Here is a 25,746-nt window from a genome sequence, read left to right as displayed (position 1 = left end):
GTTGCGTTTGTATAGCAGCGATTTCTAATCGCTAAGGCTACATCCGTTTTAAATCTTGTAAAACTTCGGTGGCTGATTGATAGCGATCGCTAAAATGATAGCAAACCATCTTATCTAAAATTGCCGCTAATCCTTCGCTCACTTGCACCGTTTGCCGCCACATCACATTTCCCGTTTCTGGATCTGGATGAAGTTCTTGCGGTGGTATGCCAGCTATGGCTTGAATAGCAATCATTCCTAAAGCGTAAATGTCACTGCACAAGCGGGGATGACCGGCAAATTGTTCTGGAGGTGCATAACCTCGCGTCCCGATGGCTACTGTGGCTAATTCTGTTTGCTCACTACTCGATGGTTGCATCAATTTCACAGCACCAAAGTCAATCAATACCAGCCGATTATCTTTAGTGCATCTAATAATATTAGTCGGTTTGATATCACGATGAATCACTCGATGCTGATGAACAAATTCTAGAACTTCTAAAACTTCTTTGAGCATCTCCATTACAAATGATTCGTTCTGTACATTCTGCACAGGTGGTAATTCTTCGTTTAGGGTATGCCCTTCAATATATTGTTGAATTAAATAAAATTCTTGGTCATCTTCAAAATAAGCAAGTAGTTCGGGAATTTGATGATGTTTACCCAAAGATTCTAAAATTTCAGCTTCACTATTAAACAACCTGCGGGCAACTTGCAAAAATCTTGTATCTTGACGGGCTGGCATTAACTTTTTAACTACACAAATCGGATTACCCGGTCGTTGAGTATCCTGTGCTAAATAAGTGCGACCAAATCCGCCAGCACCGAGAGTTTGAGAGATTTTGTAGCGTCCACTCAAAAGCAAATCACCCGATTTTGTTTCTCGTGAATCAACTGGGGGAGGAAAGTCAAGATAGGAATCGGGAACTGCTGTTTTATCTTCTAAGAGGACATTTAATTGAGCGATCGCTGCTTGTTGTTTTTCAACTTGCAGAATAATCACCTGAGTTTGCCGCTGATTTTGATAGCTAGTATAAGCAATCACGCAGATACTACTAATTACGAAGGCAAGAGCAGAGGGAATTAACGGTATCCATCCGGCTTGCAAAAACAAAGCAACACAGATTACTACTAAACTAAGTAGAGTTATCGTTCCCACCACTAGCAACAGCAGCGGATTTTGCCACCGCCATGCTAAAAAACTACCTAAAAGCGACCAACTCCATATCCAAACAAGTTCCGCCCAATTTGGCCAATACCAAATTAGCGATCGCCCATCCAACACTGTACTGATCAGTTGACTTGCTATCTGTGCATGAATAAACAGAGCAGGCATTCTGGCTGGTTGGTCTGGTAAAGCGCTGTAAGGTGTATAAAAGCCACCTGGAGGCATATTAGCTGCTGTGGTGCCAATAATTACCAGACGGTCTTTAATTAAGCTGGGATTTACTCGACCACTAAGAACATCTCTAAGGGTTACTTGGTTGGCGAGGCTGTTGGGGTGACGGTAATTTAATAATATTTGATAGCCATCTGCATCCAAATGTTGGTAGCCACCAGAATTAGGTTGTAAACGTGGAAACAGGGTTTTACCTAACTGAAAATCTCCTTTCTCAGTGAAATTGTATTTAATACCTTGTTTATCCAGATAATTAATTGCAACTAGGGCCCCAAATGCAAATGATGTTGTACATTTTTTGTCTGTAGAATAAGCGAATAACAAACTGCGGCGGAGAGTTTGGTCATTTTCACTATCAGGAACTACATCGCTAAAACCAACATTATCTATAGGAAAGTTGGGTGGTGGTGGAATTTCATCTCTACCCAAGCTGCTGAACAAACAAGTGCTGACAATGCGATCTTGATTTTGCTCCTTAGCCGCCAAATTATTGTTTTCTGGTTGGAAAAGATATAAACCAACAATTCGCGGTTGATAAGACTCTATTTTATTTAATAGCTGATTGATTGTCCGACCTGATAGAGTCCATTTCTCTCGTTTGAGATCCTCATCAGTGATTTTGACTAGCAAAATCCGCCGATCGGGTGCTTGTATTGGACGCGATCGCAACATCTGGTCATAAACTCTTAACTCCCAAGGCTGTAACCATTTGAGTTGCCGAACTCCCCAAATAAAGGCAGTAACTCCTAAACTAGTAACAAAAATAATTTGCAGCCAGCTTTTGCTCTTGGAAGTTTCACGAGAATCTTGAACTTTGACAAGGGGGACACGGAGTTTTTCTAATAGTCCACTAATCACGGCATTGGGGCGGTAGCCTGAATTGGGTAGATGTTGCAGGCGCAGAAGTTAATTTTCGGAATCTAGGTTAAAAACTAGTTAACCTCAGCTTTCTATTAATGTAGCAATTTCCTCGTTGGTTAGAGACTTGGGCGTATTCCTACTTTTAAAGCAAGCTTACACGCAGTGTCAACTATAAAACAAGCGCTAATCATCTGTTTGAGATGTTTGGGCATCTTCAACAGAACTAGCAATTGGAAAAGAAATCGGATTAGTAGATGAAGTTAATGAATCTAATTGAGGTTGTTCTAATGATGCTTCAATGCTTGAATCAGCAAAATATGAACCTATGATTTTATCATAGTTAGAAGCAACAGCTAAAAAAGCGCCACCCAAAATATAGATAGGTAATGGCAGATTAAATTCTTGCAACCAGTCAAACAGTTCCGCCAAGGCAAACAGCACCAAAAAGCAGGCAAGCCAAACCCTCATATTCTCATCCCTTGGATTAAAACAACTATATTACTAGCTTAAATAGCTTGCATGATAATTGATGTAGTATATAATCAACAACTTACACCCTCTATAAACCTAGATAGGTGCAGTCAGAGTTATAGCATCTGCTATAGTGCAATATATCTTAGAAAAATAAAAATATATTTAACTTAGGAACGTGGATTAAATAAGATGCAAAACCTCATCCTGTCTCTAGCTTCCCTCTCCTTTATAAGGAGAGGGATTGAGGGTGAAGTAAACCAGGGACAGAAATTGTAGCGTCTCACCCGCCCGTAGTTAAAGGCAGGCAAGACTTTGGCGTGATACTTCGGTAAGATTTGAGCAGACAGCAAGCTACCTGATACGTTGAGGTGTGATGGCTTGATATTGCTGAGTTGGAAGGATCGCGTCTCTGATATCTATCTTACGGGGGATGACTTTTTCTTGAAAATAGAAATCAGCAACTTTTTGTTGTTCAGCAATAATCCCAGGTGTAAGTTTTCTCAATCTAAAAGTACGTCGGCGTGCTACCTTTTCTAAAACAGATACATCTAATTTCAGTTCCGGCGCAAAAGCTTTTGCAACATCCGTTGGGTTTTTTTCAGCCCATTCTCCTACCTTATCTGCTTCCTCTAAAAATACTCGCACCAATTCCAGATTTTGAGTGACAAATTGACGCCTACCAAGATAAAAGCCCCCTAGAGTATTAATTCTGGCTGCATTTCTCAAATTACGAATCGGGACAATTTTTTCCACAAGAGCCAAAAAAGGGTCACTAGCCACCCAAACCTCAACCTTATCTTGAATAAAGGCATCACGGGCTTCAGATGGAGTCAAACCAACAATTTGAACATCGCTAATTTTTAACCCCACCTCTTTCAAAGCTTTTGCTAGTAAATAGTGTGCATTCGATCCCCTCTGAAAAGCAATTTTTTTACCTTTAAGATCGGCTATTTTTTTAATGGGAGAATTAGCTCTCACGACAATTCCTTGATTTTCACCCTTACTAGGGGTGCGTCCAGCAATATAGATAACTTCGGTTATACCTGCGGCTTGGGAGAATATTGGAGGTGTCTCTCCCACATTACCGATATCCACCCTACCTGCGTTCATCGCTTCAATTAATTGCGGCCCAGCTGGGAATGGCCCAACCCAATTTACAGTCACACCCAATGCTTTGAAACGTGGTTCAACAACTTTTTTAACTTTGACAATATCTCCAGAAGTTTGATATGCCAAATTGATGACTTTAGCAGTAAAACTGGGTTTTGTTTGTGCTTGAGTGTTATTTATCAAGCTACCTACTAAGGGAGTTGATAGAGTAAACAATCCCACTACAGAATATTGGAAAATACGGTTTAAAACTGTGCGGCGTTGTAGTGAAAATGGTATTTTCATGGTTGGGATATTTTAGTAATCTAACTTTCAATAACTTAGTTATAAAGTAAATATTAAGTAGTGGTGTGGCAAGCTTAAAATAGTACATTAGACGTAGGTTGAGTGAAGCGGAGCGCAACCCAAGATATATCAGAATGTTGGCTTTGGAAAAGCCTCCAACGCCACTTGCTACAACGCGGGGAACCCGCGCAACGCAGTGGCTCCCCAACCTACAATTTTTTGCAACAATTTAGTCTTGCCAGACTACTACAATTTCAGATTTACTTTATAAACGGTCTCTATCTCTAAGCCTAACAATTACGAATTAGTAATTAATTAAAGCAACCGCTTAGGGGTAGAAGCTTGATATTGTTCGGGGCTAAGTAAGAATTCCCTGATATCAAGTTTGCGGGGAATGAGTTTTGCTTCAAAATACTCATCTGCAACTCGCTGTTGTTCAGCAATTACAGAAGGTGTCAGTTTTGTTAAACGAAAAGTACGCCGACGTGCCACACCTTCTAAAAGGGATACATCCAGTTTCAACTCAGGAGCAAGAATTTTTGCAACTTCACTTGGGTTCTTTTCAGCCCATTCTCCCAGTTTGTCTACTTCCTCTAAAAATATTCGTACCACTTCTGGATTTTTGGTAGCAAAATCACGTCTTGCCAGATAAAATCCCCCTTGAGTAGATATTCTTGCTGAATCTCTTAGGGTACGGGCACCAGCATTTTTTTGTACATAAGCCAAATTCGGGTCCCAAACTGCCCAAGCGTCAATTTTTTTCTGAAGGAATGCGTCGCGGGCTTCGGCTGGAGTTAAACTAATAGACTGAACATCACTAATTTTTAAACCTGCTTCTTTCAAAGCTCTAAGCACTAAATAGTGTGCAGATGATCCCCTCTGAAAGACAATTTTCTTACCTTTAAGATCCGCAACTTTCTTAATAGGAGAATCTTTTTGAACTATAATTGCTTGACTTTGACCTTTGCTGGGTTTGCGTCCAGAAATATAGACCAATTGTGCGCCTGCTGCTTGGGCAAAGATTGGCGGTGACTCTCCCACAGAACCGATATCAACCCTATTTGCATTCATTGCTTCCAACAGTTGCGGCCCAGCTGGAAATGGTATCCAATTTACAGAAATACCAAGAGCCTTCAGACGTGGCTCTACAGCTCCTCTAATCTTGACAATATCCCCAGAAGTTTGATAAGCCAAGCTGACTGATTTTGTATTTATTCCAGGTCTTGTTTGTGCTTGAGAATTTTGCACCAAACTACCCACAAAAGGAGCAGATAAAGCAAATAGCCCCAGTGCTGAATATTGGACAATACGCTTTAAAAGCGTGCGCCGTTGCTGTTGAAATGGTTTGTTCATCAGTTAAGATTTTACTCCTAAGTATTATTTTTTCATTTACCAGGCTTACTTTTAATAGTCAGTAAGATGATTGGAAGTTGCTATATCAACCTCCTAGAACACCAATTAAGCATTAAAATACAACTTGACAAATTTATATTTGATACTAGTAAATTGGCGTTTTAAGTAAGTAGATGCAATTGTAAAACTTCATTGCGATCGCACCACTTTCCCAACTCTGAGAAGTACTGGAGAATAAAATATTATTGAGATTTACTTGGAGCCTAAATCCCCATGCAAATATTCTCAATCCCCAATTCAATCCTTATTTTTCACTGATGAGTGTTTCAGGGGTGATAGCTGCATATTCTTGAGGTGTTAGCAGTGCTTCTTTAATATCAATCTTTTTGGGTAAGATTTTTTCGTTATAGAACAAATCAGCAACACTTTGTTGGCTTTGCATTAGTTGTGGGGTAATTCCTCTCAGCCGATAAGTAGCACGGCTAGAAATTATTTCCTGAATGGGTAAATCAATTTTCAGTACAGGTGCTATAAGTTTGGCTACTTCTTTTCGATTCGCTTCTGCCCATTGACCATTTTTGTCAATTTCTTCTAGAATGATGCGAACTAATTCGGGATTTTCCTTAGTAAACTCACGTGTTCCTATGTAATAGCCCCCTGGAGTGCCAATATTTGTAGCATCTCGCAATACACGGGCACCGTGAAGTTTTTCTACCAAAGCTAAATGAGGATCGCCAGTTACCCAAACTGGAATAGCCCCCTGAATAAATGCCCCACGTGCTTCGACATTGGGCATACTCAGAACTTTAATATCACTATATTTGAGATTCACCTCTTCTAAGGCTTTGATAATAAAATAGTGAGCAGCCGAACCTTTTTGAAAAACTACTTTTTGACCTTTAATTTGAGCTAAAGTTTTAATTGGAGAACCTTTTGGAACTGCGATCGCACTACCTTTCCCGGAATTAGGGCCAAGTCTTCTACCAGCCAAGTAAATAATTTTTGCACCCGCAGCTTGGGCAAAGATCGGAGGCGTTTCTCCTACTGAACCAATATCAATTTTGCCCACATTCATCGCTTCCATGAGTTGTGGCCCTTGAGCAAATTGTGACCACTCTACTTTCAAACCCAAAGGCTCTAAACGTTTTTCTAAAACTCCTGTGACTCTAACTAAATCACCAGAGCTTTGATATCCTATTCGCAGTACCTTTGTTTTAAAAGTTATAGTCTTTTCCCCGGCTGGTTCTGCTTTAGGAACTGTACCCGTATTTGTGTTAGGTACAGTTGACGTACAACTGACTAAAGTAGTAGATAAAGCTAGAAAACCAGGCATTACAAATAATGCTAGTCTGCTAATTATTGTTGTTTTGGTTATTACAAAATCGTTAAACATTTTTACACCTCTTGTTTGTATTACTTACTGATACAAAAACATCAGTTAATAACTTAAATTGTCCAGTTTTTAAAATTGAAGATTTAATAATTATTGTTGTTTATCATAACTGCAAACAACTATCAACTTCAGTATAAATTCTACCTAATATGTTTTTAAAATAAAGTATTCATCAACACTAGTTTTAAACAAAAAAGTAATATTTTTATCTATTAATCTTTATAAGCATATAGTCTGATACTTAAAAAAGTTTTATGAAGCTTTTACTTATTTATATCAAGATCACTCTAGCAATCCTATTTGACTGCTAAGAACTTCAGCCCACAAGTCCCCGACTTCTTAAAGAAGTCGGGGATCTTATTTATTGAACAGAATACATGCGTCAGTCATCAGAATTAAGTTGGGTATTCTTATTGAAAAAGCGCATGAATAATCAGCATTTAATGACTCTTGATTACCTTAACAAAATGCAAAATTTGAAGGCGCATTAGCTTAATTTTTTGAGGTATAAAGCCTAAAAGGGACGACTACCTGCAAGGCTAACCCGCTTCAATACTCGTCGCTCATTCGGATCAAATGCTTGACGGTAATGCAAAGTAGCTTGATTATCCCAGTAGACAATATCACCTACTGACCATTTGTGTTGGTAGTAGAACTTGGGTTGATTGAGATGTTGCCTTAACTGTTCAATTAGTTTAGATCCTTCTTCCGGATCTAACCCAACAATTTCCACTTCTGTAGCAGCATCTAAGTAAAGATGTTTTTTCCCACTATCTGGATGTGTCCTAACTAAAGGATGGGGAAAGACTGGACTGATTAAAGGAATATTCTTATCTAAACGATACAAAGAGCGGGGTGCATTTCGGTCTTGCAAAAATGGGTTGTAGGTAATTAACTGCAAATCTGCAATCCGTTCTTTGGTAGCTTCATCTAATGCTTCATAAGCTAAATTGGTGTTTAACCAATAAGTATCTCCACCATGAGTTGGTATTTCCAATGCATAAAGAAGCGAACCACTAGATGGGGTAGGAGTCCATTTGTGGTCAGAATGGAAAGTTAATTCTCCAGTACCGGTATAGCCACCATCAACATTGGAAATCGGAATCACTACCGGAGTTTCTCCTGGTTTAGAAGCCAATACTGGAGTTTCATCAGATGGTACAAAGAGTGCGCCAAAGTATAGAGAAAAGTTTAAAAGTTGTTGATCGGAGAGCTTCTGGTCTTTGAAGATTAAGATGTGGCGATCGCGTAGAGCTTCCTTAAGTTGTAGTATAACTTCAGGTGCGATCGCTTGACTAGCATCGAGATCGGTAACGATAGCTCCCAAAGGGGCATCAATAGACCTAATTTTAACTGCTGTCAAAGTCGAGGTAGACATAATATTCTCCTGTGTTTTAGTTTCTTCCTGAGGATAACTACTTATTCGCTAGAACCTCTGAAGGAGTAATTTTGGCGTACTCTTCAGGTGTCAAAAACCCCTCTTTAACATTCACCTTCTTGGGGATAAGTCCTAAGCTGTACCATTTATCTGCAACTTCCTGTTGCTTGGTAATAGTTTTATCAGTGATTGGTAACAACCCATAGTCATATTTCTTATGCATTATTTCTAGAGTTGGTACATCTAGCTGAGTCACAGGAGCAAGTAATTGTGCAACTTCTTTAGGATGATCCTTAGTCCAGATTTCTGCTTTTTCTAGCTCCTCTAGAAACACTTTGATCACGTCAGGATGAGCCTGATAAAACTGGCGCGAGGTTGAGTAAAAGTTGCCAGTATCCCGTAACTTACCACCATCTGCTAAAACACGAGCGATTTTATTTTGTACATTTCTAGTAGCGAATGGCTCCCAAATATACCAAGCATCCACCTTACTCTGACTAAATGCGGCATTTGCATCTGGCGGTGTGAGAAAAACTGATTGGACATCGCTTAATTTCAGTCCGGCATCTTCTAATGCTTTAACTAATAAGTAGTGACCGATGGAAGCTTTCTGGAAAGCCACTTTTTTACCTTTCAAATCAGCAACACTTTTAATCGGAGAGTTCACCGGAACTAAAAGTGAAATAGCTTTACCACTGGGGCGTGTAGTAGATAGATAAACAAGAGGCGCTCCTGCTGCTTGCGAAAATACAGGAGGCGATTCGGCTGTAGATGCGATATCTAGTCCATTGGCATTCAGAGCTTCTAGCTGTTGTGGCCCAGCCGCAAACTCAGGCCACTGTACTTTAAAACCCAGAGGCTCTAATCGCTTTTCCAAGGAACCCTGTTTTTCTAGAACTGCTAAAGCGGTAAGTTGTTTAGAACGTACAATCCGCACGACTTGCTTCTCAGTTGACTTTTCTGTAGTACTAGATGAAGAAGCGGTAGACTCAGGGGTAGCTGTTGACTGCTGAGTGTTATTTTTGGCTTCACCACAACTCGATAAGACTGTAGATAGCATTAAGCAGTAGCCCAAAGTAAACAACAGCGAACGACGCGTTGTTCTCTGACTTTTCCTGAATTCAAACTTTCCTTTTAAAGCTGGCATGGGTTGTTTTATTTATTCCTTTATCCGTGGTCAGAACGATTATGATTAATTACGAGCTAAATAGCCAAAAAAACTCTTGCTTATTAATATAGTTGAAAATTGGACTAATTAAATATTTTTCTGTAATTAAAAATATCTATTAATAAATCACGATATTTATTCATATCAAGCTATTAAGATCATTGTCATCAAACTTATGTCAAGCTATCAAAAGTAAATACAAAAGCTGTACAGCACTGTTGATCGTAAAAAGTGCTGTACAGCCTCCAATAATTATGACTTCTCTTTTAAATAGACCACGTGGTAGGGGCACAGCATTGCTGTGCCCCTACGAAAGATGTGGTTTAAATACATGAAAACTGCTGTAATAAATCAATTTTTAGGTTTCCATACTGCATCTTTGACTTGAAAAGTTTTAGGAATCAGCTTTTGACTGTAGAAAAGGTCAACTACTTGCTGTTGTTCAGCTACAAACTCATCAGTTATATCAAACACACCCAAGATAGGCCGTCTCTCTAAAGCCCATTTCCAGACTCCTGGTTCTTCTTTAGTTTGCGCTGCCAATAAGTTAGCAACTTCATTGGGGTTAGCTTTAGCCCATTCTTCTGCTTTTCTTTGTTCTTCCAAGATTATCTTCACTAAGTCGGGGTGATTTTCAGAAAAATTGCGTGTAGCGATATAGTAGGCTCTTTGGGGGGCGACATCAGAACCTTTGGCTAGAACTCGTATTTCATTTGCTGGCTCTTTCCGAGCATAAAACGGATCGCTAGTGGGTAACACATCAACCTTGGCACCTTCAAAAGCAACCTGACTTTCTGGAATAGTTAGGTAAGCAGGTTGAATATCATTGAGAGTTAATCCGGCACTTGCTATAGCTTTCAAAAGCAAATATTGCAGGGCTGTTCCTTTTTGGATCGCAACTTTCTTACCCTTGAGTTCTGCAAGAGTTTTGATTGGTGAATCCTTACGAACAATAACTGCTTGAGCGCCTGCGTTGGAACCAGTTGCAGCAACATAAACAATGGGATTATCACCAGCTTGAGCAAAAATTGGTGGTAGATTTCCAACGTTACCAATATCAACACTGTTTGCGGCCATTGCTTCCATCATTGGTGGACCGCCGCGAAATTGTATCCACTTGATAGCAATGCCATCAGCAGCAAAGCGCTTTTCCAAATAGCCCTGAGCTTTCAGTAGGTTCAGACCTGGTGTACCACTCTGATGACCGATGTTGATCACCTCTAGTTTTTTTGAGCTTGCAGTAGTTGGCTCAACTTTGGGAGTATTGCTTTGAGTACTTGGAGAGCTACAACCTGTCACTAACAGAAAAGTCGTAAACGCCAGCAAAAAATAACGAGCTATACTCGCAGGCAACCATGACTTTCTGTAGCTTCTGAACATGATTCAATGTAATTTCTTGGGGTAAGTGGATATTTTTAGTTTTTATTTTTGTTGGACTGAATTTTATTGATAATTCAGATTTCAAAAGTGGTCATAGTATCTATGACTACTTTCATGAAATCCACTTTTATCATGTTTACAGGTCATTGAGGACAATTTTTTAATAAATAAAAATAATTTTTTATATCTGAAGTTAGAAAAGAGAGTGGGTATGACCCACTCTGTAACGACTCGAGGAACTGAGAATTTAATAGTTAAGCTGCTCCATATTTAAATCGCATAAGCTGGGCGCTCATGTTGCCCACCCCACAAAAGTTATGTTTAATTCTATTATGCAATTTAGATGTTTTATTAGCTTAAGAGGAAAAATTTAGGAAGTGGAGTGAGAAAGACCCACTCCAAAGTGGTGCTAGTGGAAGATTGAAATTTGTGAATAAAACAGAGTTTCATTCGTGTTCAATTTTGCTAGTGCTTCCAAGCGACTAGAATTGTAGCTTCGAGTTCTTCTGTAAAATGTCCAGACGGCTCAACTGCTAGTAGCGCTTCTCTAAGATCCTTTTCAAATGCTGGGGCATTATCACCATAGAAAATTTTCAGAGAGAAGGCTGTAGTGTATAAATAGCCGAGATAGCTATCGACAGTCCAAGATTTTTCAAATGGCACTTCATAGGTTTCTTGACGAGCAAAAGCCGAATTGCCAATTACAACTTCATGAGGAGGATCGACTGGCTTACGAATACCTTGTCCTCGTTGTCCAGTTCGTCGCTCATCACCTAACCACTTTTTCACTACTCCAACAGCAGCTTGTTTCCAAGGTAGATTACTTTCCCAAGGGTTATCACCAGTCTGAAGCAGTACTAATGCACCATCATCAGTTAGCAATTCATAAAGGCGTTCAAGGACTAATTCGCGTTCCATCCAGTGGAAGGCTCTACCAATTGTGGTTAACTTAAATTTCCCTAAACTAGAGTCGATTAACTCTGCTCCTTGCTCTAACCAAGTAATATTATTTGCTCCGACTGTTGCTGCTTGCCGTTTGGCTTCTGCAATCATACCGGGATCGGGATCGATCGCCACAACTTCTTCAAATTTGGTTCGTAGACCAATTGAAATTAATCCTGGGCCAGTACCTAAATCAAGGAGTCGTCCTTCACCATTGAGATTAAATATTTCGGCTAATTTGTCGAATACAACAGATGGGTATTTGGTTCTATATTGAGCGTAGCCCTCTGCGGCTCCCTCAAATAAACTTGGGTCGTAAGTAGGAAGTGTTTTTAGTTGAGTCATATCAATTTTGGATTTTAGATTTTGGATTTAGGTAAGTAAGGTGGAATTACATAACGCCCACCCTACAAAACAGCGAGTAGACAGCTTGAATATTGGGCATTGGGAAAACTCTTCCTTGGTTCCCGTTCCCATTCCCAATCCCCTAAGAATATTGGGTGATGACGGGCAGCTGATCGTTGAGTACCCAATCACCGATCGCACGCAATTTGTAATCCACAGGATCGTGGAGGGTAAAGGTTCGCAAATCTCGCCAGTAACGATCAAATCCATATTTGGTTGCTGTGGCGCGGGTTCCCGTAACTTCAAAGATACGGTTGGTAATATCTATACCTACACGGGTCGCTAATGCTTTAGCTGCGGAAACTGCGATCGCAACTTCTCCTCTCTCCTGATGAGTGAGTTCTGCATCTTTTTCCCAGGCTGCTTGCACCTTCTCGGCTGCTTGGTCAGCTAGTGCGATCGCAGCTTGAATTTCTAGCCAAAAATCCCCGTAATGATGCAGAATATAGGGGTCTTTAGTCGCACTATCTACCCCCGATGTAATCCACGGTTGAGTAGTAGTTTTAGTATATTCACGAGCGGCGGCAAAGGCTCCTTTAGTAATTCCCAGATAAACGTTGGTTTTTGTTAGCTGGGCAATAATCCCAAGGAAAGTTGAGAAGGCACTATCAGGAGGATTTGGTGGCCCCAAAATCTCATCTTTCTCTACTAAGACATTGTTAAATGTATAACTTCCGCTATCAGTACGACGTTGCCCGATGTTGTCCCAATCTTGATTAGAAACTAACCCTTCTCTGTCTTTGGGAATTATGAATATGAAGGGCAATTCTACGCCATCTTCTAAAGCGGAGAATACCCGATAATCGGCAACGGAAATACCGGTACCAAAGCTTTTAACACCATTAACCCGAAAATTCTCACCTTCTGGATTAATTTTCAGCCTAGTATCCTTTGTATTAATAGCATTTGCCCAAAATAAGTTATTCTTGGCAGTTTCTCTATAATATTTTTCTTTTTGATCTGCTGTGCCGGAAACGTGACCCAAAGCTGTCAAATTGAGATGATTACCATACAACTGACCAATTGAACCATCGGCTTTTGATAACTTTCTGACAATTTTTAAAGCATCAATCCAAGTTGCACCAATGCCACCATATTGCTTGGGTACAATCAGTGGCAACAAACCACTTTCACGCAGTTTATTAATTTCCTCTTCTGGAACTCCGGCTTTAGCATCCCGTTCAACTGCGGATTGAGCAAGTTCCTTGGATAGAGAAGTTGCTAGGTCAACGTAATCCTTTGGTTTTGTAATATCTAGCACCATAATCAAATCATCCTTGGTATTGTTTCGGCAGTAGGCAGCAATCAGACACAGAATTTAGAGAAATGTAGAGTGGGCAAGGCCCACGCTACAAGTGAACAGAGGAAATGGAACATGGAACACTGTAATTGTCTTTTGTCATTAGTCCTTTGTCCTTTGCAAATGACTAATGACTAATAACAGTTATTTCTTAGCCGCTAAATATTCGTTGGCGGCTTTCTCAACACCTGTACCCTTGAAGAAGTCTTGATTGAGACTGGTGTACAACTCTAAAGGATGGATTGAGAGGAAGTAGCGGAGGTCTTCTTCGGTAATGATTTCGCGTTCTGCCATTGAGTAGGCGTTGGCAGTAACGGCGGTGATATCAGGCACATCCCAGTGACCGGAATCGGAACCCAAGAAGGCTTTAACGCGATCGCCAAAGGGATTAGCTGCACGGTTAAATGCTTGGCTGACACGGGTATCGTCTGATTCTGTACCGAAGTAGAAATGATTCAAGAAGCGATCGCGCACATCTTCTGGCTTCTCGATTCCTGCTAGTTCAAATTCGTCGAGTTCCCCTGGATCTTCTGGCGCTAATAATTGATGGTGGAATCCTAAACCGTCACCAATTTTATCTAAGCGCCCATCTACAAGTTCCCCACCGTAACGAGTGTACAACTCTACTAGTGCGTCCTTGTCGATAATAGCAGGATTGTTATTTGATAACAAATGTTGTTTGTTGCGGGTTTCCCAGTGCCAAATAATATCAGCGTAGAGACTAGCACCCCAAGCTGAACCACCTTCTAAAAAGGCAAACTTTAATTGTGGGAAGCGGCGAGTAACTCCACCAAAGAACAGCGATTTGCATAATGCTTCTGCTGCAAAGGCAAAGTGATTAATGTGATTGTACTGGGCGTTGGTGACAGAACGCTGAGTTGTCCAACCTTGGCTAGAAGCGTGAGTTGTGGGTACAACTTTCAATTCTACGCACTTAGCCCAGAATGGATCGTAATCATACTCACTATCTAAGCCAAAGTTATCAATCCAAACCACTTCGTTAGCTACTTCTTTGCCATATTTCTCAAAGGCAGGAATTGGACGACGGACGTAACCAGGAATTTGAATCGCTTTGAGTCCGAGAACATTGACTGCATATTCCAACTCTTCAATCCCTTCTTCGGGAGTGTGCAGTGGGATTGCCGCGATGGGTGTTAAGCGATCGCTATAAGGACGGAAAATATCAGCATGGTAGGTGTTAACCGCCCGACAAACAGCCCGCCGCATTTCTTCGTTACCGATATTTGGGGCCATTGTTGCCAAGTTGGGGTACACCACGGCAAAATCTGTACCTGCTTCTTGTAAGCGTTCGTGCAGCAACTTGGGCAAGCTAATAGTAGCCAAATTCAAAGTATCTTTGGTTGGACGACCCCACCAATTAGGGCGATTGGTGCGATAAGCAAAACGTTCTTCCCAACTTTGTTTGTACCACTTAAAGCGAGAAGATCCTGGTAAATTTTCTTTGAAACGTTCTACAAGTTCAGTTCCACCAACTTGTTCTAAATAATCCAAGACTGCTGGTTCAAATTCTTGGGTATGTACATCGGTGTCAATGATCGAATAACCAAGTTTTTCGCGAATTTGAGCAGACCTGGTTTTTTGTGGGCGGTCTAGAGCGATCGTCATGATAGTTTACCCTAAATTATTCAAATTGTTTATGGGCATTGGCAAAGACGCAGAATCAATCCTTTGTAGAGACGGCGATTTATCGCGTCTCTTTCGCAGCCAAAAATTCATCTGCTGTTTTCTCGACAGCCGTACCTTTAAAAAAGTCACGATTCAGGCTGGTGTACAACTCCAAGGGATGAATTGACAGGAAATATTGCAAATCTTCTTCGGTGATAATTTTGCGTTCTACCATTGAATAGGTATTAGCAGCGATCGCAGTAATATCAGGTACATCCCAGTGACCAGAATCGGAACCTAAAAATGCTTTAACCCTGTCCCCATAAGGATTAGCTTTGCGGTTAAAAGCTTGAGCTACACGGGTATCATCTGATTCTGTGCCGAAGTAGAAGTGATTCAAGAAGCGATCGCGGATATCTTCTGGCTTGGTAACTCCTGCAACGGCGAATTCATCTAAATCACCTGGTTCTAGAGGAGATAATAACTCAGCGTGGAAACCTAAACCGCTACCTAGCTGATCCAAGCGACCATGTACTAATTCGCCACCGTAACGGGTATAGAGTTCTAGCAGTTCTTCGCGATCGATATTGGCGGGATTGTTATTTTCCACCAAATGATCTTTATTGCGGGTATCCCAATGCCAAATCAAATCGGTGTACAAACTAGCACCCCAAGCTGCACCTCCTTCTAAGAAAGCAAACTTGAGTGTGGGGAAGCGGTGAGTTACACCACCAAAGAACAGAGATTTACATAATGCTTCCGCAGCCGATGCAAAGTGACCAATATGGTTATATTGGTAATTGCTAATGGAACGCCGATTGATCCAGCCCATACCGGAAGAATGGGTGGTGGGTACAACTTTCAGTTCTACGCACTTCGCCCAGAAAGGATCGTAATCATACTTACTATCCAAGCCAAAAGTATCAATCCAGATGGCTTCGTTGGCTACTTCTTCGCCATATTTCTCGAAGGCGGGAATCGGGCGGCGGATATGTCCGGGGATTTGAATTGCTTTAAGTCCCAGCACTTTCACCGCATATTCCAATTCTGCGATCGCCTCTTCGGGCGTATGCATGGGAATAGCGGCAATGGGTGTTAAGCGATCGCTATAAGGGCGGAAAATATCAGCGTGGTATGTATTAGCCGCCCGACAAACAGCCCGCCGCATCTCTTCATTGCCGATGTGTGGAGCCATCGTTGCCAAGTTGGGGTACACAACGGCAAAGTCTGTACCTGCTTCTTGTAAGCGTTCGTGCAACAACTTAGGCAAACTAACGGTAGCTAAATTTAAAGCGTCGTTAGTGGGACGAGTCCAAAAAGGAGGGCGGGCGGTGCGGTTAGCGCGGCGTTCATTCCAAGATTGCTTAAACCATTTAGAGCGAGATGCACCGGGTAAATGTTCTTGGAAACGCTCTGCAATCGCAGTTCCAGCAACTTGCTCTAAATAATCCAAGAATGCTGGGGGAAATTCTTGGGTATGCACATCAGTATCAATGATCGGATAGCCCAATTTTTCCCGAATTTGAGCAGACTTCGTTTTTTGTGGACGGTCTAGTGCAATAGTCATAGCATTTTACCTGAATTTTCAAATGGATTGTCAAGAAGCAGGAGCTAGGAGAGATGCAGAAAGCTTTTGAAATATGACGGTTGAGCCTTTCAACCTGGAAGTTGAGCCTTTGAGCTTGGAAGTTGAGCCTTTCAACCTGTAAGTTGCACCTTTGAGCCTGTAAGTTCCACCTTTGAGCTTGAAAGTTGCACCTTTTAACTTGGAAGTTGCACCTTTGAGCCTGGGAGTTGAGCCTTTGAGCCTGGAAGTTGCACCTTTGAACCTGGGAGTTGCACCTTTGAACCTGGGAGTTGAGCCTTTGAGCCTGGAAGTTGCACCTTTGAGCTTGGGAGTTGCGCCTTTGAGCTTGGGAGTTGCACTTTTGAAAGACTTAATGACAAAAATTTGGTTTTCTTGCTCAGAAAAGTTACTGATTCCTACCTCCTCTATTCCCGCATTTGGAATGGCTGATAGAAATTAACGCTGTTGTTTGTTCGCAGCCCAATCTGTTAATTTAAAGTCCGACTTGGCTAAACCCTGCGAGACTAAAAAATTCTTTGTCCCTTCTAAAAGTTTCACGCCCTCTGCTGGTAATGGTTCTTCTGATATCTGTTTGAGTGGTAACGATACTTTGATGATATCGATGGGATATTTAGTAATTTGGGCGTGGTACTGATAATATTCCTCAGGATTAGCTTTTAAATCCTTGGCTGCTTCTGTCAGGATTGCATTAAATTTCTGTGGAAAATCAGGCTGTTTCGCAAGAAAGCTTTCGGTTGCAACAACTAATGATGTCCCTGACAAACCTTTATGATTCGCCGAAGAATCAATCACCGGAAACCCTTGTGATTTCAGAAAAGGCCCGAGATCGCTTGAGGTTGCATAAGCTGCAACATCACCACGTTCTAAAGCTGCTTTTGCCTCAGTAGTCATCAAGTGAACAACTTTTACATCTTTGGCAAGTTTAGCTTCAGCTAATAGTCCCAGTAGGTATCGATGCATATAAGAACCTTTTTGGGTAGCTATTTTTTGACCCTTAAGTTCAGCAAGCGATCGCGGCCCATTCTTTTTCGCCACTAACCAGGCGGTTGTATTAAACTGAGTAATCCGTAGCAGTCGGGTTTCTTGACCCCTTGCTCTCAAAACTATGGCTGGTGTATCGCCTAAAGAGCCAACATCTAATTGTCCAGCGACTAGCGCCTCATTTAGATCCGGCCCGTTAGGAAATCTTGCAAAAGTAATGTTTTTAAATCCTGCTTGTTGCAACTCACGATCTAAAATTCCTTTTTTCTTTGCCCAACCAAGTGGCCCTGTAGGCTCTGAATTACCTACATAACCTATACGCAGAGTAGAAACGCTATTAGATGCAGCTACAGTGCTAGCACTTTTGGCATTAATAGCCTCAACAGATTGAGCAGATTTAGTTTCCCCTTGGCTACATCCTGTAGTTAGTAGTAGCAGGACACAAGCCATTGAGGTTGATAATTTGGCAGTAAATTTATTTCTACTAATAGAACCTGTTCCAACTGGGAACGACAGCATAACTTTTTTCTCCGCTGTACTGTACGCCGTGTGCAACTTTCTCTCAGACCTAACCCCCAACCCCTTCCCTACTAGCTTTGGGTAGCAAAAATCAAAGCCTCTTTCCTTGTGGACTACGGTGTATACACATCTTTTTTCTAGAAAACCAAAATCGTTGTAGATCCCCCTAAATCCCCCTTTTTAAGGGGGACTTTGAGAGCTTTTTGCCCCCCTTAAAAAGGGGGGTTGGGGGGATCAAAAGCCTGTAACGCAACTCTAGAAGACTTGTGTGTAAACCGTAGCCCTGTGCGGGAGAGGAATGGAAGTGAGGGTTCTAAGGATAAGTTGCACATTGCGTTACTATTTCATCTGCTTCAAAATTTGGAATGTTTCATCAGCCTTTGCTGTTGAGGTGCGTTTATGTCCCCAACCAACATTTTCACGGTAACTACCTAATAGCCCAACTTCTATTAATTCTGCCTCGTTGACTGAAGTTTTCATATCGCTTTCTGGTGCAACATAAAGTGCATCAACTGGACAATACAATTCGCACATATAACAGGTTTGACAGTCACTCTGTCGGGCAATGGTTGGCGGCGCATCTGGCACTCTGTCAAACACATTTGTTGGACAAATATTCACGCAGATATTACATTCTATGCACCGCGACTCGCTGACCAACTCAATCACACTGCTGCTCCTATTTTGGGTTGTGACTTTTCTGTACCATGTAAAGGCTGACTCTTCACCCAGACTTGATCTAATCCGCCACTAACTAGGTAATGTTGTTGATTAGCATCTTGTTCTGGATAGTCTAGATGTCTGTGCATCCCACGAGTTTCTTTACGTTCAATGGCACTGCTGTACATCCACCGCGCTGTGGCTACCATCGCCGCAGCTTCTCGTGCCCTGGGAAGGTCTTTCTCTGATGTTACCTGGCTACTGCGGAGTTCTTGCCAAAGATGATTTAATTTACCCAAAGACTCGGTTAAGCCTTGTTCTGTACGGAAATAGTTCTTTTCATAGGGGAATACTTCAGCTTGCACTGCCTGAATAATTTCATCAGTCGCTAAGGTGCGATCGCTCCCACTATGTAATACTACCTCTCCAACTCCCTTAACTGGTCGTTGAATTCTATTTTCCCCTAAACTGTGGGTATATTCAGCAGCCGATTTCCCTGACCAATAGCCAGAAGATATTGCCCAAGCCGCATTATGACTACCACCGCCAGTAAATCCGCCACAAATTAATTCCCGTGTAGCGGCATCTCCAGCCGCATAGAGTCCCACTACAGAACTAGCACAACTCTCATCGACAATCCGAATTCCCCCTGTACCGCGCACAGTTCCCTCTAGGCGCAGGGTGACAGGAAAACGTTGGGTAAATGGATCGATGCCTGCACGGTCAAAGGGTAAAAAGAAGTTCGGTTGCGCTAAACGCATAGATGCCCGCATTGATTCCGCCGCTTTGTCTATGATGGCGTAAACTGGCTGTTGCAGTAAGGTTTCAGCAATGACTGACCGTCTATGAGAACTTGCCCCCGGAATTACAGTACCGTCTTCGTAGGTAAAAGTTGCCCAATTATAAAACAGGGTTTTGGTGACTGAAGAAAAGGCGGGGGAGATGCCGTAAGCATTGGAAAATTCCATACCCGACATCTCGGCTCCTGCTTCTGCCGCCATTAGATAACCATCCCCTGTCAGGACGTTGCATCCTAACGCTTTGCTGAGAAACGCACAGCCACCTGTCGCAATAATCGTGGCTGGCGATCGCACTGCCCATTTCTCACCAGTCTGACGGTTCACACCTGTTGCACCAGCAACAGCACCATCGTCATATACCAGTAGTTCTAAGGCGGGGCTGTTGTCTAAAATCTTGACTCCAGCGCGTTGAATCTGCCGCCGCATCAGCCGCATGTATTCTGGCCCTTGCAGCGATCGCCGATAGGGTTTGCCTTCATCGTCGGTAGGGAAGGGATAACCCCACTCTGCTAACTGATTGACGTTTACATAAGTCTGATTCAGTACCCGATCCATCCAATTGCGATCGGCTAAAAACCCACCCAACGATTCCCGACTCGCCTTTGCAGTTTCCCGTGCTTCTGGATCGGGTGGCACATACCAAACACCATTTCCAGATGCAGCAGCGCATCCAGTTGTGCCACAATATCCTTTATCAACGAGGATCACCCTAGCTCCACTTGATGCAGCACTCCATGCCGCCCAAGTCCCAGATGGGCCACCTCCAATCACAAGCACATCTGCTTCTAAGTCGAGTTGAAAATCGGTTGTTAACGTCTTTATCATTTGCCATTTTCCCCCATCGATAAAGTATTAAGCATCAAGTCTTCACCCCATCGATGCTGCAAAATAAATATTTAGAAATCTAGCTAGCAACCTGAAATTATGGCCAATTAAAGACAAGTTGTCACTAGACTACCATCATAACTACTTTATCTTGATCGATAAACCGTAGTTTTTAACATAACAAAGCTTTTCACAGTTTTCGACAAAAAGCAAGCATTTTAACAAACAACTTTAAATATAAAGTTATGTAAAATAAATTTTATTATCCCTCTCAAGGGGCTTGCTTTTTATAGTCTTTTATGCAAATATCCAATGTTAGTACACAAAGTACTTAATTTCGATAGACTTACCGTTGTTTAACAAATTTTTCCAAACAAGAGCCAGGAATCCTATTCCGGCTCCAAGTATCTACCTACCAATGTTTTTCAGAATTTGAGTTTAGTGAAAGTAGCTAAAAGCTAATAAGCTGTTTAGCGTCTAAAGTTTATAAATTCTGAAATCCTAGCTATTAGTCAGTCAATAAATAATTGATGGCTAAATCTCTTGTAGAGACGGCGATTTATCGCGTCTCTCTAATTGGTTACGCCCAACTGGGTTTTTAGTGTTTCAGCGCTAAATCTTTGTAACAAATGAATCGGCTGTAAGGGCGTACAGATGTACGTCCCTACTTGGAAATCGAAGAAATTCCAAGAATTACATATCAAGAATTACATATACGGATGTTCGCTCTTCCACAAGGTTTTATAGCTACCGAAAAAGATTGAGCAGCGGAATTTAGTTGATATTGTGTGAGGAACAAACAACCCATGTCTAAAGTTTTGTGGAATTATTTGCTAGTGATTCCAGCCTTGTTTGGTGGACTCTTAGTCCTGTCTTCAGCAACAAATGCAGCTGAAGTAGAAAAGACAGCACAGCCGACACAGCAAGTAACATCAGAGATTACCCCAACCGGGATTACTCAGAAGACTTCATCTGAATCATCTTCAATACCTGTGAATGCAGAACCATTGGGTAGCGCAGTAAAATTGCCAGTTTTAGGTGTTCGTAGCGATCGCACAGAGCAAGTTACATCTGTTTCACAACTCTCTGACGTTCAACCTACAGATTGGGCCTTTCAAGCGTTGCAGTCTTTAGTTGAACGCTACGGAGTGATTGCAGGATATCCAGATGGCACATTTAAAGGTAATCGGGCGTTGACTCGTTATGAATTTGCCGCAGGCTTGAATGCAGCCCTCGATCGCCTCAACGAACTGATTGCTACTAGCACCGGAGATTTAGTACGAAAGGAAGACCTAGCTACTCTGCAAAAACTGCAAGAACAGTTTGCCGCCGAACTTACCACATTACGGGGACGGGTAGATGCCTTAGAAACACGTACTGCTAAGTTAGAAGCAACTCAGTTTTCTACAACTACTAAACTGCAAGGGATTGCACAATTCTTTGTGGGTGATACTTTTGGCCACGGTGTCAATAGTAATAGGGATAACACCAACGTCTTTTTTAGCTACCGCGCTACACTTGCCCTGCAAACCAGCTTTACTGGTAAAGACCAGTTGACCACTAGTTTATCAGCAGTTAACGTTCCAGCCCTGTCAGGCGTATTTTTTCCTGGGGGAACAACACCCCTGACAGGAACTCCACAGACCCGGTTTAATGTTGAAAGGAATACTTTTTACACGGACGGTTCTGTTTATCTTGACAGATTATTCTATCGCTTCCCAATTGGAGCTAAAACTACTGTTTGGATAGGCCCAAGGGCACTACAACCTGTTACTTTTGCTCCAACACTAAATCCTTTAGTTGGTAATGCCCAAACTGGTACTCTCTCTAGGTTTGCGCTTTTCAACCCTGTAATTTACCGACCTGGTTTTGATGGTGCTGGTCTAGCTTTTGCCCATAAATTTAATAATCAATTCCAACTCAACGCAGGTTACATCGTAGATGACGGTCTAGCTAATAACCCTGGAGGCAATGCAACCAATAAAGGAGGATTATTTGGTAACTCCTATGAGGCGCTTGGTCAACTAACCTTTACACCCAGTCGCACTCTAGATATTAGTTTCGCCTATGCCCGCAAATACTTTCCTGCCCCTATCCCCGTTGGTACTGGCTCAACTGCTGCTTTTGGATCTGGTTATAACATCACTGGTGGTACAGGTACTAGTTTCGCTATTCTTCCTTTTGCCGCCAATCCCACTTCATCCGATAACTTCGGATTGCAGGTCAACTGGAAAGCCAGTAGTGTAGTTAATATAGGTGGTTGGTTTGGTTATACTCTTGCCCATCAAGAAGGTACTAGTAACGATGCAACCATAATTAATGGTGCGCTTACCTTGGCTTTTCCAGACCTATTTAAAAAAGCGAATCTAGGTGGGTTAGTCTTTGGTGTACCCCCTAAAGTCACTAGCAATGATGTCGCAGCTCGCGTCAACAGAGATACTTCCTTCCATTTAGAAGGTTTTTATACTTATCGGTTGAATGACAACATTAGTATTACTCCAACTTTGTTTGTAATTCTCAACCCCCAAGGAGATACTGCCAACGATCCAATTTGGGTAGGTGCTGTACGTAGTACATTTAATTTCTAACTGGTAGATTTTTTCTGTACCTATAAAATACCCAATTTATCAACTAAATCCACTCCAAAATTCTGAGTACTGGCTTCTGGCACTCAGACTTTTCTCCCTCCATACAGACTAACTGAAACAGTCCTGAGTAGAACGAACGCGAACAGCATCCCGTATGAAAGTGACACCCAACAGACCTTGCAATATGTTGGGTTTCGTTCCGAATGGCGCTAAGTTAAGACACAGCTTTTTGAATAACTGGTTCCAGCCTGGAGGCTGGGAATCGATTTTGGCAGGTTCCGCCTCCAGTAGCTTGACCAGAGGCAGAGCCTCTGGGAATACATTCCCAGTCTTCAGACTGGGAACGAGGTGACACAAGCCTTTCGGCTTTTCTTAGAATTCCCAGGCTATGAATACATTGAGCCTAAAAACTTCCGCAAAACGTTAAAACCTAAAGACTGTACGAACCCAAGCAAATATACTATCAGGATTGCTGCTATCAGAGTCCGGTGCAGTAATCCAGATCAAGCCAGGCGTTACCTCAATATTATCTCCGATTTTATATTGATAGAATGCTTCAACATGTAGGGAAGTATCTTTGTCCGCTTGTCCCGCACCTGCTCCCAAATTTACATTTGGACTGAGCCTGGTGATTTTCGGCTCCATACCAACTAAAACCCCTCCTAAAGCGCCTCGACTAAAAAGATCGGGGAATGCCAGCCCTACTGCCCAATCCATAGCATTACCATCTCCGTATCCCAAATAGCGGTGTGCTGCATAACTTACCCACCCATTGATGGCCAACTTAGGACTAACTTGATAGAACGCCTGTAGACCATAAAGGTTGCCTACAGTTCCCGCTCCAGCCACGGTGCTGTTTACTAAGTTACTCCCGACTGCTGGGCCAAAATTTGTTCCACTAAAACCGATGGTATTTGCTGGGCTATAGGTATTAACGTAAGTTGCAGCCACCCGAAAATTCCGATTAGAAGAGTAGTAGATTAACTGTGCTAAAGCTAAATACCTGCCTGTAAATAAGCCATTATTAGCTGTCGGATTATTACCGTTTGGTGCGCTGTACGCTATCCCGAATTGAAGCTGTTTGCTTATTTGCTGGAGTATGGCAATACCGGGGCCGCTGTCTCCATAGTTATAGACCAAAGACCGCCGTGAAAATCGTGAAATCCCATTAGCACCAGTTGCAGAAGACGATTCAAAATATGGGTTAATGGGGCCAGAAAGACCGATCTCACTAGCTCCATCAGACAAGGGATAAATGTTGACTTGGGTACCTGGATAAGGTTGAAACCGATAGCGAACACCACTAAGAATAATAGTGTTGCGTGCAAAAGTAATACTGGAGTTATCAGCAGTTCTCCCCTCATAAGTTCCTAATAATCCGGCTCTTGTTTGTCCCAATGATTCAATATTTCCACCACCTATTGTTATACCTAGTGAATCTCTACCATTAAAACTAGTGTTTAAGCGTAAAGAAGTTGAGCCTTGAAGTGTGACATTGCGAGGTGCTGGTCTCTTGGTGACAACGTTATTACCCGCCAAAAGTTCGCCAAAAACAATCTGAGCTCGGCCTACAAGTTTGGTTGTGGTTGTAAACTGAGTTGATTCTAACTTCGCAGTTCGCGTTTCCAAGCTATCTACGCGTCCCCGAAGTTGAGCGAGTTCTGGAGAAAATTGTTCTTGTAGTTTTTTGATGGTATCCAAGTCTTCGCGTTTGACTAAATCTGTCGTTGAAGTTGCTATTAGTTCATTGAGGCGATCTAATGCTGCATTCAACCCAGCGGCAAACTCATAGCGCGTTAGGGAGCGATCGCCTCTAAATGTACCATCTGTATATCCCGCAATTACACCATAGCGCTCAACTAGAGATTGTAATGCTTGAAATGCCCAATCTGTGGGCTTAATATCTGACAGTTGCGAGACGGATGTCACTTGTCCCGCAGAATTATTTGGAGCTTTCTTGTTAGTTGGCGGTGCAGCTTGCAATAATTGCGAGAAGGGTGTAACTCGATCTCGAAGCTCATTTGGAGCTTTTTTGTTAGTTGGTGGTGCAATTGAAGTGTCTACTGTTTGATTGACAACTGCTTCTGGAGCTTTGTTTTTTTCTACTTCAGTAGTAGATACATCAGATTTAGGTACTTGAGCCTGGCTTTTAGCTGGATAAAAAACCAGGATAGCTAGAATATCTAGCAACAAAAGCAGAAACACGATGGATCTATAATTCCAGCGAAAATTAGACATGAACCCTTAACTCCTCAACCTTAAAGATGAATAAACTAGCTCTCAATTGGACAGAAAAGGCATGATAAATCCTCGGTCTAGTGTTTGTTGTCAAGTACTAAATCGTTTATTTAGCAGGGCTTTACTGCTGAGAAAAGTACAAATCTCCGATGAATCTTGAAACCAATACCAAGCAGTCGAATGTACAGTCCAAAATTCGTATTAACTAATAAATATGACGTTTTCAAGAATATTAGAAACGTCTTGGATGAAACAATCACTGACTTAGCAAAAACTTCTCTCCTTTTAAGGTAAACTCAACCACACGCTATCTAAACCGATACTTTTGAGACATCCTAGATGCTGTTTTTGTGTTATGCTGTACCAAGTTATTCAATGGCTACTGACATTGACTCAAGCTTGATTTTGACTCAAGTGACTATTTGCCAATTAACACTAATTTTTAATGTAATCAGCTATCATTTGACAGCATCAATTGTTAGTTAAATACGATA

At 41.9% G+C, this 25,746-nt stretch carries 19 protein-coding genes; 2 read left to right on the top strand and 17 right to left on the bottom strand.

Annotated features, from left to right (window positions below):
- Positions 1-37 precede the first annotated feature (37 nt).
- The 12 genes from HWQ39_RS33105 to HWQ39_RS33050 all read right to left on the bottom strand — a co-directional run bounded on the left by HWQ39_RS33105 (position 38) and on the right by HWQ39_RS33050 (position 16,620).
- The gene (locus HWQ39_RS33105; RefSeq protein WP_292854263.1) at positions 38-2,236 is read right to left on the bottom strand and encodes a CHASE2 domain-containing serine/threonine-protein kinase; all 2,199 of its coding nucleotides are present in this window, start codon (positions 2,234-2,236) and stop codon (positions 38-40) included.
- Positions 2,237-2,422: 186 nt separating this feature from the next.
- The gene (locus tag HWQ39_RS33100) at positions 2,423-2,707 is read right to left on the bottom strand and encodes a hypothetical protein (protein WP_292854261.1); all 285 of its coding nucleotides are present in this window, start codon (positions 2,705-2,707) and stop codon (positions 2,423-2,425) included.
- Between the two features lie 357 nt (positions 2,708-3,064).
- Complete coding sequence (locus tag HWQ39_RS33095) at positions 3,065-4,108, bottom strand: aliphatic sulfonate ABC transporter substrate-binding protein (protein ID WP_292854259.1); 1,044 nt, start codon at positions 4,106-4,108, stop codon at positions 3,065-3,067.
- A 315-nt stretch (positions 4,109-4,423) separates the two neighbouring features.
- Positions 4,424-5,461, bottom strand: coding sequence for an aliphatic sulfonate ABC transporter substrate-binding protein (locus HWQ39_RS33090; RefSeq protein ID WP_292854257.1), 1,038 nt, complete (start codon positions 5,459-5,461; stop codon positions 4,424-4,426).
- Positions 5,462-5,765: 304 nt separating this feature from the next.
- On the bottom strand, positions 5,766-6,854 hold the full coding sequence (locus tag HWQ39_RS33085; RefSeq protein ID WP_292854255.1) for a sulfonate ABC transporter substrate-binding protein: 1,089 nt from the start codon (positions 6,852-6,854) through the stop codon (positions 5,766-5,768).
- A 514-nt stretch (positions 6,855-7,368) separates the two neighbouring features.
- Positions 7,369-8,232: a TauD/TfdA family dioxygenase gene (locus HWQ39_RS33080; protein ID WP_292854253.1), complete on the bottom strand. Its 864-nt coding sequence runs from the start codon at positions 8,230-8,232 to the stop codon at positions 7,369-7,371.
- 37 nt (positions 8,233-8,269) lie between these two features.
- Complete coding sequence (locus HWQ39_RS33075; RefSeq protein ID WP_292854251.1) at positions 8,270-9,379, bottom strand: aliphatic sulfonate ABC transporter substrate-binding protein; 1,110 nt, start codon at positions 9,377-9,379, stop codon at positions 8,270-8,272.
- A 372-nt stretch (positions 9,380-9,751) separates the two neighbouring features.
- Positions 9,752-10,780, bottom strand: a complete 1,029-nt coding sequence (locus tag HWQ39_RS33070) for an aliphatic sulfonate ABC transporter substrate-binding protein (RefSeq protein WP_292854249.1) — start codon at positions 10,778-10,780, stop codon at positions 9,752-9,754.
- Positions 10,781-11,245: 465 nt separating this feature from the next.
- Positions 11,246-12,067 carry a class I SAM-dependent methyltransferase gene (locus HWQ39_RS33065; protein ID WP_292854247.1) on the bottom strand — a complete coding sequence of 274 codons (822 nt, stop codon included), beginning with the start codon at positions 12,065-12,067 and terminating at the stop codon, positions 11,246-11,248.
- 142 nt (positions 12,068-12,209) lie between these two features.
- Complete coding sequence (locus HWQ39_RS33060) at positions 12,210-13,391, bottom strand: acyl-CoA dehydrogenase family protein (protein WP_292854245.1); 1,182 nt, start codon at positions 13,389-13,391, stop codon at positions 12,210-12,212.
- Between the two features lie 180 nt (positions 13,392-13,571).
- Positions 13,572-15,053 (bottom strand): amidohydrolase family protein, encoded by a 1,482-nt coding sequence (locus HWQ39_RS33055; RefSeq protein WP_292854243.1) that lies wholly within the window; start codon positions 15,051-15,053, stop codon positions 13,572-13,574.
- Positions 15,054-15,132: 79 nt separating this feature from the next.
- Complete coding sequence (locus tag HWQ39_RS33050; protein WP_292854241.1) at positions 15,133-16,620, bottom strand: amidohydrolase family protein; 1,488 nt, start codon at positions 16,618-16,620, stop codon at positions 15,133-15,135.
- A 172-nt stretch (positions 16,621-16,792) separates the two neighbouring features.
- On the opposite strand from HWQ39_RS33050, the gene HWQ39_RS33045 reads away from it, so the two are divergent.
- Positions 16,793-17,080 carry a hypothetical protein gene (locus HWQ39_RS33045; protein WP_292854239.1) on the top strand — a complete coding sequence of 96 codons (288 nt, stop codon included), beginning with the start codon at positions 16,793-16,795 and terminating at the stop codon, positions 17,078-17,080.
- On the opposite strand, the gene HWQ39_RS33040 is transcribed toward HWQ39_RS33045, so the two are convergent.
- From HWQ39_RS33040 to HWQ39_RS33030, 3 genes are all read right to left on the bottom strand, one after another.
- Positions 17,077-18,141 carry an ABC transporter substrate-binding protein gene (locus HWQ39_RS33040; RefSeq protein ID WP_292854237.1) on the bottom strand — a complete coding sequence of 355 codons (1,065 nt, stop codon included), beginning with the start codon at positions 18,139-18,141 and terminating at the stop codon, positions 17,077-17,079. The two genes, HWQ39_RS33045 and HWQ39_RS33040, sit on opposite strands and share 4 nt — an antisense overlap.
- A gap of 339 nt (positions 18,142-18,480) precedes the next feature.
- Entirely contained in the window at positions 18,481-18,810 is a 330-nt protein-coding gene (locus HWQ39_RS33035; RefSeq protein WP_292854235.1) for a 4Fe-4S binding protein, read from the bottom strand.
- Positions 18,807-20,426, bottom strand: a complete 1,620-nt coding sequence (locus HWQ39_RS33030; RefSeq protein ID WP_292854234.1) for an FAD-binding protein — start codon at positions 20,424-20,426, stop codon at positions 18,807-18,809. The genes HWQ39_RS33035 and HWQ39_RS33030 overlap by 4 nt, the downstream gene beginning before the upstream one ends.
- An 806-nt stretch (positions 20,427-21,232) precedes the next feature.
- Here HWQ39_RS33030 and HWQ39_RS33025 point away from each other — a divergent pair.
- Positions 21,233-23,014, top strand: coding sequence for an iron uptake porin (locus HWQ39_RS33025; RefSeq protein WP_292854232.1), 1,782 nt, complete (start codon positions 21,233-21,235; stop codon positions 23,012-23,014).
- Positions 23,015-23,228: 214 nt separating this feature from the next.
- Here the strand turns inward: HWQ39_RS33025 and HWQ39_RS33020 are convergent, their stop codons facing one another.
- Both HWQ39_RS33020 and HWQ39_RS33015 read right to left on the bottom strand, forming a co-directional pair.
- A complete protein-coding gene (locus tag HWQ39_RS33020) occupies positions 23,229-23,369 on the bottom strand; it encodes a hypothetical protein (protein ID WP_292854230.1) in 141 nt (46 codons plus the stop codon).
- Positions 23,370-23,437: 68 nt separating this feature from the next.
- Positions 23,438-25,252 carry an iron uptake porin gene (locus HWQ39_RS33015; RefSeq protein WP_292854228.1) on the bottom strand — a complete coding sequence of 605 codons (1,815 nt, stop codon included), beginning with the start codon at positions 25,250-25,252 and terminating at the stop codon, positions 23,438-23,440.
- Positions 25,253-25,746: the final 494 nt, after the last annotated feature.

This window comes from Nostoc sp. NMS8 (genome assembly GCF_017115045.1).
Lineage (GTDB): Bacteria > Cyanobacteriota > Cyanobacteriia > Cyanobacteriales > Nostocaceae > Nostoc.
The sequence above is the reverse complement of the archived record's forward strand: the minus strand, read 5'-3'. Positions and strand labels throughout refer to the sequence as shown.